The 12,638-nt window shown below is 39.5% G+C and carries 14 protein-coding genes and 2 tRNA genes; 10 read left to right on the top strand and 6 right to left on the bottom strand.

From position 1 onward, the window contains the following. Positions 1 to 8: 8 nt before the first annotated feature. Entirely contained in the window at positions 9 to 857 is an 849-nt protein-coding gene (locus ACK8HY_RS16715) for a glycoside hydrolase family 25 protein (protein WP_416134278.1), read from the bottom strand. Between the two features lie 67 nt (positions 858 to 924). Between ACK8HY_RS16715 and ACK8HY_RS16710 the strand changes: the two genes are divergently transcribed. Together ACK8HY_RS16710 and ACK8HY_RS16705 are read left to right on the top strand one after the other, a co-directional pair. Further along, a complete protein-coding gene (locus tag ACK8HY_RS16710) occupies positions 925 to 1,809 on the top strand; it encodes a bestrophin family protein (RefSeq protein WP_077437496.1) in 885 nt (294 codons plus the stop codon). 93 nt (positions 1,810 to 1,902) lie between these two features. After that, positions 1,903 to 1,987: transfer RNA gene (locus ACK8HY_RS16705), tRNA-Ser, on the top strand. 338 nt (positions 1,988 to 2,325) lie between these two features. Here the strand turns inward: ACK8HY_RS16705 and ACK8HY_RS16700 are convergent. Next, positions 2,326 to 2,667, bottom strand: coding sequence for a winged helix-turn-helix transcriptional regulator (locus tag ACK8HY_RS16700; RefSeq protein WP_416134277.1), 342 nt, complete (start codon positions 2,665 to 2,667; stop codon positions 2,326 to 2,328). Between the two features lie 92 nt (positions 2,668 to 2,759). Here ACK8HY_RS16700 and ACK8HY_RS16695 point away from each other — a divergent pair, with 92 nt between their 5' ends. From ACK8HY_RS16695 to ACK8HY_RS16680, 4 genes are all read left to right on the top strand, one after another. Next, complete coding sequence (locus ACK8HY_RS16695; RefSeq protein WP_077437498.1) at positions 2,760 to 3,398, top strand: peroxiredoxin-like family protein; 639 nt, start codon at positions 2,760 to 2,762, stop codon at positions 3,396 to 3,398. Further along, positions 3,395 to 4,201 (top strand): DNA alkylation repair protein, encoded by an 807-nt coding sequence (locus ACK8HY_RS16690; protein ID WP_416134276.1) that lies wholly within the window; start codon positions 3,395 to 3,397, stop codon positions 4,199 to 4,201. Before ACK8HY_RS16695 ends, ACK8HY_RS16690 begins: the two co-directional genes overlap by 4 nt. Positions 4,202 to 4,653: 452 nt before the next feature. Continuing rightward, positions 4,654 to 4,738, top strand: a tRNA-Ser gene (locus ACK8HY_RS16685). A 206-nt stretch (positions 4,739 to 4,944) separates the two neighbouring features. Beyond that, complete coding sequence (locus ACK8HY_RS16680; RefSeq protein WP_416134275.1) at positions 4,945 to 5,724, top strand: LuxR C-terminal-related transcriptional regulator; 780 nt, start codon at positions 4,945 to 4,947, stop codon at positions 5,722 to 5,724. A gap of 14 nt (positions 5,725 to 5,738) precedes the next feature. On the opposite strand, the gene ACK8HY_RS16675 is transcribed toward ACK8HY_RS16680, so the two are convergent. Continuing rightward, positions 5,739 to 6,254: a methylated-DNA--[protein]-cysteine S-methyltransferase gene (locus ACK8HY_RS16675; RefSeq protein ID WP_416134274.1), complete on the bottom strand. Its 516-nt coding sequence runs from the start codon at positions 6,252 to 6,254 to the stop codon at positions 5,739 to 5,741. A gap of 383 nt (positions 6,255 to 6,637) precedes the next feature. Here ACK8HY_RS16675 and ACK8HY_RS16670 point away from each other — a divergent pair, with 383 nt between their 5' ends. Beyond that, on the top strand, positions 6,638 to 7,174 hold the full coding sequence (locus ACK8HY_RS16670) for an ExbD/TolR family protein (protein ID WP_416134273.1): 537 nt from the start codon (positions 6,638 to 6,640) through the stop codon (positions 7,172 to 7,174). 127 nt (positions 7,175 to 7,301) lie between these two features. Here the strand turns inward: ACK8HY_RS16670 and ACK8HY_RS16665 are convergent, their stop codons facing one another. After that, a complete protein-coding gene (locus tag ACK8HY_RS16665; RefSeq protein ID WP_077437502.1) occupies positions 7,302 to 7,868 on the bottom strand; it encodes a hypothetical protein in 567 nt (188 codons plus the stop codon). Between the two features lie 181 nt (positions 7,869 to 8,049). Between ACK8HY_RS16665 and ACK8HY_RS16660 the strand changes: the two genes are divergently transcribed. From ACK8HY_RS16660 to ACK8HY_RS16650, 3 genes are all read left to right on the top strand, one after another. After that, a complete protein-coding gene (locus ACK8HY_RS16660) occupies positions 8,050 to 8,442 on the top strand; it encodes a group III truncated hemoglobin (protein WP_077437503.1) in 393 nt (130 codons plus the stop codon). A gap of 232 nt (positions 8,443 to 8,674) precedes the next feature. Continuing rightward, positions 8,675 to 9,049 carry a BlaI/MecI/CopY family transcriptional regulator gene (locus tag ACK8HY_RS16655; RefSeq protein ID WP_077437504.1) on the top strand — a complete coding sequence of 125 codons (375 nt, stop codon included), beginning with the start codon at positions 8,675 to 8,677 and terminating at the stop codon, positions 9,047 to 9,049. After that, positions 9,046 to 10,632 carry a M56 family metallopeptidase gene (locus ACK8HY_RS16650; protein ID WP_077437505.1) on the top strand — a complete coding sequence of 529 codons (1,587 nt, stop codon included), beginning with the start codon at positions 9,046 to 9,048 and terminating at the stop codon, positions 10,630 to 10,632. The genes ACK8HY_RS16655 and ACK8HY_RS16650 overlap by 4 nt, the downstream gene beginning before the upstream one ends. A 229-nt stretch (positions 10,633 to 10,861) precedes the next feature. Here ACK8HY_RS16650 and ACK8HY_RS16645 read toward each other — a convergent pair whose 3' ends face one another. Continuing rightward, positions 10,862 to 11,644 carry a LuxR C-terminal-related transcriptional regulator gene (locus tag ACK8HY_RS16645; RefSeq protein WP_217700092.1) on the bottom strand — a complete coding sequence of 261 codons (783 nt, stop codon included), beginning with the start codon at positions 11,642 to 11,644 and terminating at the stop codon, positions 10,862 to 10,864. 713 nt (positions 11,645 to 12,357) lie between these two features. After that, positions 12,358 to 12,630, bottom strand: coding sequence for a glycoside hydrolase family 95-like protein (locus ACK8HY_RS16640; RefSeq protein ID WP_410528292.1), 273 nt, complete (start codon positions 12,628 to 12,630; stop codon positions 12,358 to 12,360). Positions 12,631 to 12,638: the final 8 nt, after the last annotated feature.

Raw genomic sequence — 12,638 nt, 5'->3', positions numbered from 1 at the left:
TTTATTTACTATTTAAAGGGGATAAGTAATTTTTCCAATTCCGTTATTTTACCATTATAGATATTCAAATCGACATTTCCACGGATACCGGTTACTGTGCCTTTTTCCGAAAACTGCCAAAATGCCCAATGGTCTTTTGGATTTTCGATCCAAAAATTGTAGTTCGCGATCCAGAGGGTATAATTCGCGAATTCCTTTTCCAAAAAATCACTATAGAATTTATCTCCGGAGTACAGGATGGGTTTAACTTTATAATGCGCTTCCACCTCATCGAGCCAGCGTTTTAATCCCACTTTCAAACTATCCATGGATTGCTGTTTCGGATGTTCTTCGATATCTAGTACAGGAGGTAGATCACCTGGATTGAGTCTTACTTTCCGAATGAAATTCTTTGCTTGTTTAACCGAATTTTCATTAGGCCTAAAGTAGTGATATGCACCCCGTAAAATTGCCCGATTATGTATTTTGGACCAATTGCGACTAAATTTATCATCTACCCCTTTCTCCCCCATTGTTGCCCGGATAAATACAAAGTCGATAGGAAATTGGTCGTTGATCGTATTCACTTTCTGCCAATCAATATCTTCCTGATAGGTCGAAACATCAATACCAAAGACCTTATCATCGTGCTTACTCATTATTTCGATGTTTCGAATATCATATTTAGCCTCCTTCGCCAGCGCTTTATTTTTTGATGTTGCTACGCGGAAGTAGTATATAATTCCAGCTTTATAATGCCAGGCAACAAGCCCTAAGAAAAACACAAGCATCCCCACGATCATCCAAATCCATTTGGCCTCTCGGGATTGCTGTTTCTTCCTAGCGGTTTTTGTTCGTTTCGATTGCTGTTGCGCCATACGATGATGAAGTTACGGGAATCGCAATTAACTCGCAAAATTTTCGTAACAATTTATATTTTTGTATATGATCGTATACAACCCTAAAGACTGGCTTTCAGCAACTTTCAAATTACATAAATCAGACACTTTTAAAAAACTGTTACCATTTCTTATTTTAATCGCTATCTACTCATGGGGTATTGCGTACCTTGAGCTGGAATACCTCAAATTAAGTGAGCGGAGTTGGGTCAAAAATATTACGATTGTTCATAATCTATTAGGTTTCGTCATCTCTTTACTATTAGTCTTTAGGACGAACACAGCTTATGACCGTTGGTGGGAGGCCCGCAAGCAATGGGGCACGTTGACGAATGTCAGTCGGGCCTTTGCGTATAAGCTCAACGCCATTCTTGATGAAGAAGACAAGGTCAACCGTAGCTTCTTTCGAAAAAGTATCCCGCTCTTCGCAGAAACCTTGTACGATTTTTTGCGATCTGACTACACAAAATTTATGCTCGATGAAAATGAGCATCCCGAACTTAAATCATTGGACAACAAGAAACATGGTCCGAATCAGGTTTCCAATATGATTTTTCAGAAGATAAACCAGCTCTATAAGGAAGGTATAGTCAGTGGAGACCAATTGATCATACTCAACGAAGAGCTGGTGTCCATGACCAATGTTTGTGGCGCCTGTGAGCGGATTAAGAATACGCCAATACCATTAGCATATAGTGCGTTTATTAAGAAGTTCATCATCTTCTATACGATGACACTTCCCGTAGGCTATGTTTTTTCAATCGGATATTTTGTTGTTGTTGCCGTTCCGTTTATCCTGTATGTGTTAGCTTCACTCGAGTTGATCGGAGAATCTATAGAGGAGCCCTTTGGTATAGACCAGGACGATCTACCTATCGATAAAATAGCTGCGAATATCAAAAAACACTGCCTTGAAATTATCCCAGCGTAGTATTTTTAAAATAATCTAGCTCATTTTCAAACCATAAGACATCGTCGCAAAAATAAGTTTTGCAAATCTATTCAGAATTTCTACTTTTGTCGCGGAGAGTTGGCAGAGTGGTCGAATGCGGCGGTCTTGAAAACCGTTAACTGTCACAGGTTCGGGGGTTCGAATCCCTCACTCTCCGCAGAACAAGCCTTTCAGCAATGAAAGGCTTTTTTCGTTGCATTCGGATTCGAACCAGAAGGGCTCGCCAGGGTTCGAACTTTATCATCGCGGGTTATAACAAGCGGATGTGGGACGCGATAAATCACTCACTTTCTGCAGTAAAAGCCCTTCAGAAATGAAAGGCTTTTTTCGTTGCATTCGGATTCGAACCAGAAGCGCTGGCCGGGGTTCGACCCTTATCATCGCGGATTATAGCAAGGGGATGTGGGAAGTGATAAATACCGACAATGGATTCACGCGTGACATTAGGCAAAAGTAAAATCAATGGTTGTATAGTATGAAAATACTTCGATACAACTATTCCTCATTGGAATGTTCCAATAGGACTTTTCCCCAATCGTTCAATTTCCAAAGCACGTCCACTAATTTTTCACCCAATGGCGTAAGTGAATATTCAACACGGGGCGGTAATTCATTGAAGATTTTTTTGCTTAAAATCCCGTCTTGCTCCAACTCTTTTAGGTGCTGGTATAAAACCCGTCTATCTACTTTGGCAATACCCCGCAACATTTCGCTCGGACGTTTTTCACCCTGGTTTATGCGCCATACAATCGGAACTTTCCATTTGCCGCTAATGGCATTTACAGCAAATTCCAATGGGCAAATCTTTTCTTCTATCGCTAGTTCCTTTGTTTTCATAAAATTGACTTTTTTATCCCATAGGGGTAATTAAATGCGGTATTGTGATTCTGAATTTACTTTCAAAACTTTGCAAAAATAGTAAACAAAATATGAAAAATTTAGCACAGCAGATTGAAGAACTAAATAGAAATTTAGCAAAACAACTTCCGACAGAAGTTTTAGAAGTATTTGGCAAATCCATTCAAGACTTCAAAGCAAAAGGCATAGGGGAACGCAGTATCAGAACCGGCGAGAAATTTCCTGATTTCATCTTGCCAAATACAAATAATGAAACAATCGCGTTAAAGGAACTTCTAAAAAAAGGGAAAGTAATTGCGGCTTTTTTTCGTGGCAGTTGGTGTCCTTACTGCAACCTCGAATTGAAAGCATTACGGGACAACCTCAGACAGATTACCGACAGAAACGCAACACTTGTGGCAATTTCTCCCCAAACCTCCGACTACAGCAAAGAATTGAAAAACGACCATCATTTAAGTTTTGAGTTATTGACGGACAAAGAAAATGTTTTGGCCAAACAGCTCGGTATTTCGTTTGGGCTTCAGGACTTCATAATCCCGACTTACGGTAATCTGGGAATTGACTTATCAGAATACAATGAGACCGATAAAAACGAACTGCCTATCCCTGCAGTTTTCGTAATAGATACCAATGGAAATATCACATACAGGTTTATTGACACCAACTATATGAACAGGATAGATATTCAAGAACTGATTGAACAATTATGAATGGAGTAAAAAGAAAAGGAGCAAGAAGTGCAAAGGATATTCCGATAGATATTTTAGCACAGCTAAACCGTGGTGAGATTGAAACCGCCAACCTTGTGGAATGGTTGGCGGTTGACCAAAAAATTCTGCTTGAAAACTTGCTGAAACAGCACAAAAGAACGAGTTATTTAAAATCTGTTCTGTCTAAAATAGGTCAACTTAAAAAGCAGACCGTAAACACGGTAAACGAAGCTATCGGAACAGGGCTTTTTGAGCAAGTGGCGCAAGAAGACGATAAGGAATTTTTGGCAATTATGTCAAATCATACTGCCGACCTCGTTCGTTGTTGGGCGACCTACGCCATCGGAAAAAATGAAAATCTGAATATAACCGAAACCCTTAATGAAATCCGATTCTTTTCGGCAGACAAACATTTTGGCGTAAGGGAAATCAGTTGGATCGCTGTTAGGAATAAAATAAACGGGGATTTAGAAAATAGCGTTGCCATTCTTGCAGAATGGACAACCAGCGAAGATGAAAATATAAGACGGTTCGCCACGGAAGCAACCAGACCCCGTGGCGTATGGTGTGCGCATATTGAGTTGTTGAAACAAAATCCTCTATTGGCTTTACCCGTCTTGGAGCCGTTGAAATCCGACCCTGCAAAATATGTACAGGACAGCGTTGGTAATTGGCTGAATGATGCCAGTAAAACCTGCCCGGATTTTGTAAAGGAACTCTGTGAGCTTTGGGGAAAAGAAAGCGGAACAAAAGAGACTAATTACATTATTAAAAAAGCATTGCGGACTATCAATAAGCAATAGAAAATATTCAAGTAACTACTTAAATTTTTATACTTCATATAATCCTGTTTTTCTCAAATTAAAAACAAACGTACTGAAATATCATCCTCTAAGCCCATACAATTAGCCGGATTGAGGTGTAATGGATTCAACAATTTTTTCGAGTTATCTAAAATCACATATGATAGGAATTTGATTATGCATTATCCCGTAAATCCAAATGACACAAAAAATAGTCTATACTTTCACACTGTATTTACTCAGCAGGGAGCTTCTCAGAGATAGATATGACTCTATCTGCAGAGCCCCATACTCCTGCTTATTTAAGCAGTGTATAAAGTCCATAAAAATACCATCAATAATCAACTGGTTTTCAAGACTTTTTTATGCAAAAAACTTCCGACAGGATCCGTTAACAAAGAAAAATGTAAAATAAGTTTTGTAAATCTGTTCAGAATTTCTACTTTTGTCGCGGAGAGTTGGCAGAGTGGTCGAATGCGGCGGTCTTGAAAACCGTTAACTGTCACAGGTTCGGGGGTTCGAATCCCTCACTCTCCGCAGAAAAAGCCTTTCAGCAATGAAAGGCTTTTTGCATTCTATCAGGATTCGAATCAGAAACGCTGGCCGGGGTTCGAACTTTATCATCGCGGATTATAGCAAGGGGATGTGGGACGCGATAAATCCCTTTTAAAAAAAATCGGAGCCTTTTCATTTAGGTATTCTTGTACTTTTTGTAGCTTTATGCAATTAACCGATTAACTTTTATGGAGTCATCCCAATCCAAATATTACCTGACCGCAAAGAAGTTCTGGAAGACAGTTGTGGACATCGAGAAAACAGCAGATAGCTATCAATTACAACAACAGATCGAATTTCATAAACGCTTATTAAATATATTTCAAGCGGGTAGCTTCTATTATTTAGTATTCAATATGTATACCGGGGATGTGGAGGTAATAAGCGAAGAATGTGAAAATTTGATCGGTTATAAACCAGATGAACTTTCTATTCCGTTTCTTATGGAGCGTATCCATCCTGACGATAAGCCTTACTTTCTCAACTTTGAATATAAAGTCGTAGAGTTTTTTAAGAGTCTACCTTATGAAAAAATAAAAAGCTATAAGGTCCAATACGACTTCAGGTTCAAAAGAAAAGATGGACATTATATTAGGATCCTGCATCAAGCTATTCAGATAGATTATGACGAAAATAACTTCTACCGGACGCTCTCTCTGCATACCGACATATCCCATATAAAACAAGAAGGAAAACCATGCTTCTCACTTATTGGGCTTGACGACGAACCCTCTTTTTTCAATATTCAACTTGATCAAGCATTTACAAAATCCTATGATATATTTACAAGGCGAGAACGAGAAATTTTAAAATGTATTGTTGAGGGCAAGATGAGCAAATCGATCGCTGACGAACTATGCATAAGTCTTCACACCGTGAATTCTCATCGCAAAAATATTCTTACAAAAGCTGGAGTAAAGACACCTGTAGACCTGATAACCAAAGCAATAAAGGAGGGGTGGGTGTAGATTAAGATATGAATTTAATCAAACAATGTCGGAGCTCGATCTTTCATTTCCAGACCAATAAGAATAGATTTATTTTTTAGGCCTCCTGCAAAACCAACCAGCTTACCGTTTCCACCGATGACCCGATGACAGGGCACAATAATGGATATCGGATTTTTGTTCAATGCACCGCCGACTGCACGTACAGCTTTGATATCACCAAGCTGGCGTGCCAGATCCCCATAGGTTTTTGTTTGGCCATAAGGAATAGCGAGCAAAGCTTCCCACACCTTCAGCTGAAAGTGAGTTCCCTGCATATCCAGCGGCAGATCAAACACAGTACGCTTGCGATCAAAATACTCCATAAGTTGCTGTTGCGCGAGTAAAAGTATAGGTGCCTGATCATTTCTATTCGGCATGTACAGCTTTGTACGGGTATAGTCCTCACCTTCCCATAGTACTGCCGTAAGACCACGCGTGGTCGCCACAAGTCTTATACTCCCTACCGGAGATGCAATATCTGTATAGACAAGTCCCTTATCCTGATCCATATTTTTTATTGGCAAGTTACTAATCTTTTTGATTTCATTTCCCGTACCGAAAACATGTTTCTAGCCAAACAGCCACAGCAACCTGTCTGTATTATATAACCACCACAATGATTTTATGATGGCCTCAACTTTTTGTGACAACCGTACCAGAGAAGACAAATTGCCAACTATAGTAGATAGTATCATTACAAATCCATTGTTAACACTGGTTAATCTTAATCATTCGTCTTCTACTAGACGATCCCTAACCTATTGTAACAGAATCGCCTAAAAAAACAAAGAAAGAAAACGCTTTTAATTGTCAAAAAAACTATGGAATAGTCCACTCTTGATCATCATATAAATGAGAATGAACAAGAGTTATAACCTAAAGACCGAGCATCATGGCAGAATTAAACCAAAAAACACAAGAAAGCGGAAAGAAAAAAGTTAGAACCCGGAAAATGGCTCCAAAGGTAGATCTGACAGCGATGGTAGACCTTGCTTTTCTTTTGATCACCTTTTTCATGCTGACCACAACCTTAAACAAGCCTGCAGCAATGGATATTGCCATGCCAGACAAAACAAAGGGCGAGGCTACCCCACAGGTACTCATTGACGAAAACCGGACAGTGACATTAATCCTTGGTAATGGAAAATTTATGTGGTATCATGGTGACTTCAAAAAGCCCATTGCTTTTTCAGCGAAATCAAGCGATATCGAGAAAACCTTACCGCAGGTGCTCGTGCAATTGAAAGCAAAGATCAGTTCCATGCCCAACAGTAAGGATATGATCGTCCTGATTAAGCCGAGCAAAGAAGCAAGGACAAAAGATGTCATCCATACAATTGATGAGATCAAACATCAAAACATCACACGGTATGTCATTGGAAAAACACAAGAAGAAGAGGAAAAACAGCTATTGGCTTCCATTCAGTAAAACACCAACAAGCCTATGTATTCAATATTCGAAACAGGACTATAGCGATACAAGCAGAATCAAAGACAGGAGAGCTATTCTATTTTTGGGTAGGCCCTCTTGTCTTTATGTTCAATATGACGGTGGACTACCTTTTGTCTAAGTTTTCCCAATAACGCTCCACGTTTTCTTTCACCTCCGCAGGCAGAGAAGCGTAGTTGTCCGAATAGGAGGTCTTATTATATCCATCCTCCGCTTCTGCACGCATCCGATAAAATTGTCCTTTATATAAAATCAGGGCAATACAGCTCAATTGTTTTTCGACATTCTCTTTGGGATGTCTGGAATAGATAAACACCGCATCCAATTTTCCATCTTTATCTGCATCAAAAAAGGCTTTTCGCGATTCCCAGACTGAAGTAATAATTCCGTCTTCTTGAATAGTTTCTTCTACTATTGGTACCCACATACCATCTATCCGCTGAAATTGCTGTGCATACAGTTTGTCCGGATCTGCTCCACGCTCCTCTTTCGAAAAAATGATGTAATTATCTTCCTTTACAGTCTGAATATGTTCAACCTGCAGTACCCGTTTGCCTTTAAACGGAAAACCTGAAGACTGAAAGTTTTCTTTATTGACTGAAATATCGGTGATCTGTGCCTGCGCAATGGAGCATCCCATCATAAACAGGATAAAAAGCATATATTTTCCCATATGTTCTCCCTAAATATGTAATTAAATTACTGACAATAAAAGAAAAATACAAAAGTTTCACATACATCTTTACATCAGCTTGATTCTATTCTCCATTATTCTCCCTAGATTTATATAATTATTCAGACTGTGGCGGTTTCCTATCAGGTAGCTGTTTCACAAAAAATAGGTAAACAATCCGATGAAGCAGGACATCCAAACCATTGAGGACATTAAAATATTAGTCGATCAGTTTTACACTACTGTTCGCGCGGATAGTCTCATTGGCCCCATTTTTCAGGAGCGCATACAGGACAATTGGAGCGTACATCTGGAAAAAATGTATCGCTTCTGGCAGACAATCCTCCTGGATGAACATACTTACTTCGGTAGTCCATTTCCACCCCATATCCCCCTACCTATTGAGGCGAAACATTTCGACCAATGGCTCCTTTTGTTTGAAGCGACGGTCGATCGTCTATATAAGGGTGAAAAAGCCGACGAAGCCAAATGGCGTGCACAGAAAATGGCACAGATGTTCCAGTTTAAAAAAGAATATTTCAATGCCAACCCTAAAAAGAAACCGCTAATATAAACATTTAGTATTCCAGGTTCAATATGCAGTCTCGCGTGATTTTCCATCAGCATTTCAAATAAATCCTCCTCAGTATCCGACAGATAATTATTTTCGCAGTCGCCACTCTCTTTTTTTATAACAATTTGTTCTACACAGGCAACAAAAACTAAAAATCAAAACAATACATTCAAATAACAAATTTTAACATTTTTTATTCTACATAATGTAGAATATATTCTATATTTGTAGTATGAATAAATTATCAGCGACTGAAGAACAATTGATGGGATACATCTGGGACATGAAAAAGGCCTTTATGAAAGATATTATGGAAGCCTATCCCGAACCCAAGCCCGCTCCAACGACAATTGCGACATTATTAAAACGGATGACCGAAAAAGGTGCTATATCGTATGTATTATATGGTAATTCGCGTGAGTATTATCCCTTGTTCGACAAAGACAGTTATTATCTTGCACACGTCAATGATATTGTTGAAACATATTTTGATAATTCAGCATTAAAATTTGCTTCTTTTTTCACAAAGCGATCGCAGTTGACCAAAGAGCAATTGGAGGAACTGAAAAAAATAATTGATTCAGAAATTAAAAATAAAGCGACATGATTATGTATTTGGGAAAATTGATCGCCTGTTCGGGTTTATTGTATCTCGTATATATTTTTCTTCTGCAACAGCAAAAACTTCTGGTCTTTAACCGATTTTATTTGCTTACCATCATCCCGATCGCACTTTTTGCGCCTTTGCTGCAAACAGCCTTACCATCTTTTATTCCTGATTTTTTTCATTTTAATGACCTACAGCCAGAAGTAGTTCCCGAGCATATGGAGGCTGTCGTCACAGCCCCTGCCGCTGTCTCACAGGAACCGATAATATCGACCAGCACAGCTATTTTCCTTGTTTATCTAATGATCGCGGTAGTACTTTTGATTAAGTATATATTGAGCTATAAAAAGTTCTTAATTTATATTCACCGCGCATCTGCAACTGACAATGCTTCAATTTATAGCATTCATGGCCTCAAAACTCCCTTCTCATTTCTCAGGCGGATCTATGTTCCCCGTAGAGCATATTTACAAGGAGAGATTGCGGCTTCGATTATTGCGCACGAGCAGGCACATGTAGACCAGCGACATTCGATAGACGTGGTGGTTATGCAGTTCGCACGCGTTGTCCTATGGTTTAATCCCTTAGTTTATCTAATCGACAGGGCCGTCCGACAAAACCACGAATACCTGGCAGATGATGCCGTCGTACAGGTTTATGAACGTACCAGTTACCAACATCTGATTATCCAGTGGAGCATGGCCTCCCCCGATATAAACGCATTACCGGCCAGTAATTTTAATTATTTAACAACAAAAAAAAGATTAATTATGTTACAGAAAAGAACCAACAGCCGTAAGCTCCTGCTGATGCCTGCGCTTACCCTCTTGCTGACGACAGCAATCAGCCTGCTGTTTTCGACCCATGTCGAAGCGCAGAAAACAACTCCGGCCAAAACAGAAAAAACTGAACCCGCGAAACCGGCCATGACTCCGCCTGCATCCAAAAAACCGGGTGCCCCAAAAGCGGTATCCAAACGGCTTGATCCTCCGAAAAGAGAAATGACTCCTGCAATGAAGCCAAAGAAAAGTCCTGCACATCAAACAGAAGAAACAATACATTTTCCAGAACCAAAAAAGACAAGTAGGAACAGCAAGAAAATAATGAAAAATAAACCGCCAATGCTTGAAGAAGTGAAGGTGGAAAAAGCTCCTAAAATAGAAGAAGTGATTTTGGAAGATGTACAAATTAAAGAACCCAAGCGAATCAATGTAAACGGTAATACAAATGGAAATGGAAACGCTACCGATAATGGCAACTCCGGCGGAGATTCAAGGGGAAAACACCAGAAACCTAAGCAGGTAACTATGCGTGGAACAGCACATGTGAGCATGGTCACATCAGTAAAATCAAATGCTCAAGTGAATAATCCTAAAACTGTTTCGATCGTAAGAACGGGAACTGCTACATCTGGCCCTGCAAAGGTATCAGAAATTAGGTCGACCGAACCCAATACGATAACGAATGTAAACGTGGGTTCTACTAATACCATCAGCTCCAAAGCAAAGGAAAACAATGGGAAGCGAGCTGCTAGGATTGTACTTAGAGGTCATCCCGCAAAAAAAGAGGTTACTTCAAACTAAATAGGATTTAAGTAAAGTGAAATCGAAATCCCATCTCAAAGCAAAAAAACCGGAGAAACAATCGTTCCTCCGGTTTCCCAGTCCAGGCTAACATACGGAAAAATCATCTAATCCGCTATACCGTCATACCATTTCAAAATTTATTGCATTCGTACCGCTTGGATCACTTTTGGTGCAGACCTTAGGTATTTCCTAAATTCCTATTATCATCTTTTACCGCTTTCCCACACTAAACCCAACCTTCCTCAATTGTTTTTTTGATCAACTGTAAGGGCGTCTTGACCCCCGCCTTCGCTAAGATATTTTTACGGTGCGTATTGATTGTATGAATACTTAGGTACAGACGGTCGGCGATCTCCTGACTATTCATGCCCTCGACTATTCCTTTTAGCACCTCTGTTTCGCGCTCAGTGAAGAGCTTCGTCCCAAAAGTTACAGCTATTGCATCGGGAATATTATACAGTGAGGGCTCTCCATATAATCCGATTATCGAACAAGTTGGTTTGCCCCGCTTTTGCAAATGCGTGATGTCTGTATGCACATGCAAACTATGGTAAAGATTATTCTCATCGTAGTCGATGATCACATATTGAAGTAAAATACGGAGATAATTACCATCCTTTCTCTTTATTCGCAAGTCATACTGGAATTTATAATGAGTTATTTTTTCCATTGGAACAGTATTGAGGAATGAGGTAATGTACTGTTCAAAATTCATAAAATAAGGCATGTCAGCTGGATGAATACTATCCATAAAAAGGCGTAAATCCATCTCTTCGGGGCTATATCCCAGCATCGCGCTCATTTCGGGACCCGCCTCGGCAATGTCTCCATTATAAATATCGAAGAGCAAAAAATAATAATCTCCGGCCTGAAATATATTGAACAGCTTTCTATAAACCTCCAGCTGCTGGTGAAGTGTTAAAGGATCAATAGTTTTCCCCTGCTGGGCGACAGTCTTCCAGTATTTTCGCACCTCTAGATAGAAAGGCGCATTAAAATCAGTTTTCATAGTTCAGTTGTATATGGTTGTTTTTTTCGGTAGCTCTACGTTTCCAAGAGAAAATCGTTATTTCGGCTATATTTCTGATTAACAAATAGGCTATTCAATTGTTTAGCCTATTTCTTTCCAGTTTACCCCCCTTCGCTTCTTTTATTTATAAGCAATTTAAGAATGATAAACAGAAAAAATACGCTATTGTAAACTTCGTTATTTCTTTGTTTTATCGCAAATCATTTAATTAAAATTGTGTGCGTGTACAGCTGCTATCCCACAGATATTTTTGTGGTTTTAAAGAATACATTATTGAAGGTTTATCGGGAGTAAGATGGATCAGGATAAGCGCACAAACGGAGAATTTGCTGCGGCCTCACACTAACCTATGAAAAACCTTTACTTTATGAAAAGTATCTATTTATGACGGTTGAGGAAGCCATTTATCCCGAAAAAAATGAAAATTAGTTTATTTCCTTTTAAGCCGCTACTAGAGAGCATCCGTGCTGTATTCAAACACCTGACAATTGGACAATAAAAACGGTGGTATGCGCCGGCTAACAAATAGGCCGCCAGTACATCGGGTACTGTGCGGCCTAAAACATCAATTAATACGAATAAGAATTTATACGTGTATCCCCTCCATTAAACTTTGATACACTACTTCATAAGACGCCCCCGCGAACAAATAGTCCCAATAGAAAAACAAAAAAGTCACAGCTAACTGGCTATTAAAATAATTCAGGTCCAATGTCGATCTGACCCTTGTCATCCGATTTGAGCTGGATCGTCTTATTGCGATAACGAACTACAACATTTCCATGATATTTCGGCTTTAAGACAGCCTGCTTTAGCTGACCTTTTCCCCAAGTGATATCCACTTCTATATTTCCCCTAGCCTTCAATCCTTTTATCTTTCCGTCGGGCATTTTATCCCCCAGTGCCGGCAAAAGTTCTATAATATAATTTTCCTCCTTGTCCCTGACATGGCTCTGCAGGCACATTTCCGCGA

It is taken from the genome of Sphingobacterium sp. NGMCC 1.201703, from assembly GCF_047784615.1.
Taxonomy (GTDB): domain Bacteria; phylum Bacteroidota; class Bacteroidia; order Sphingobacteriales; family Sphingobacteriaceae; genus Sphingobacterium.
This window is presented reverse-complemented; position numbering and strand designations above follow the sequence as displayed.

Bases quoted from the DNA above. Each gene is read 5' to 3' on its own strand.
- ACK8HY_RS16650 (WP_077437505.1), top strand. From the start codon at position 9,046: ATGATTATGTATTTGGGAAAATTGATCGCCTGTTCGGGTTTATTGTAT.
- ACK8HY_RS16670 (WP_416134273.1), top strand. From the start codon at position 6,638: ATGGCAGAATTAAACCAAAAAACACAAGAAAGCGGAAAGAAAAAAGTT.
- ACK8HY_RS16640 (WP_410528292.1), bottom strand. From the start codon at position 12,630: ATGTGCCTGCAGAGCCATGTCAGGGACAAGGAGGAAAATTATATTATA.
- ACK8HY_RS16715 (WP_416134278.1), bottom strand. From the start codon at position 857: ATGGCGCAACAGCAATCGAAACGAACAAAAACCGCTAGGAAGAAACAG.
- ACK8HY_RS16660 (WP_077437503.1), top strand. From the start codon at position 8,050: ATGAAGCAGGACATCCAAACCATTGAGGACATTAAAATATTAGTCGAT.
- ACK8HY_RS16675 (WP_416134274.1), bottom strand. From the start codon at position 6,254: ATGGATCAGGATAAGGGACTTGTCTATACAGATATTGCATCTCCGGTA.
- ACK8HY_RS16665 (WP_077437502.1), bottom strand. From the start codon at position 7,868: ATGGGAAAATATATGCTTTTTATCCTGTTTATGATGGGATGCTCCATT.
- ACK8HY_RS16710 (WP_077437496.1), top strand. From the start codon at position 925: ATGATCGTATACAACCCTAAAGACTGGCTTTCAGCAACTTTCAAATTA.
- ACK8HY_RS16680 (WP_416134275.1), top strand. From the start codon at position 4,945: ATGGAGTCATCCCAATCCAAATATTACCTGACCGCAAAGAAGTTCTGG.
- ACK8HY_RS16695 (WP_077437498.1), top strand. From the start codon at position 2,760: ATGAAAAATTTAGCACAGCAGATTGAAGAACTAAATAGAAATTTAGCA.
- ACK8HY_RS16645 (WP_217700092.1), bottom strand. From the start codon at position 11,644: ATGAAAACTGATTTTAATGCGCCTTTCTATCTAGAGGTGCGAAAATAC.
- ACK8HY_RS16690 (WP_416134276.1), top strand. From the start codon at position 3,395: ATGAATGGAGTAAAAAGAAAAGGAGCAAGAAGTGCAAAGGATATTCCG.
- ACK8HY_RS16655 (WP_077437504.1), top strand. From the start codon at position 8,675: ATGAATAAATTATCAGCGACTGAAGAACAATTGATGGGATACATCTGG.
- ACK8HY_RS16700 (WP_416134277.1), bottom strand. From the start codon at position 2,667: ATGAAAACAAAGGAACTAGCGATAGAAGAAAAGATTTGCCCATTGGAA.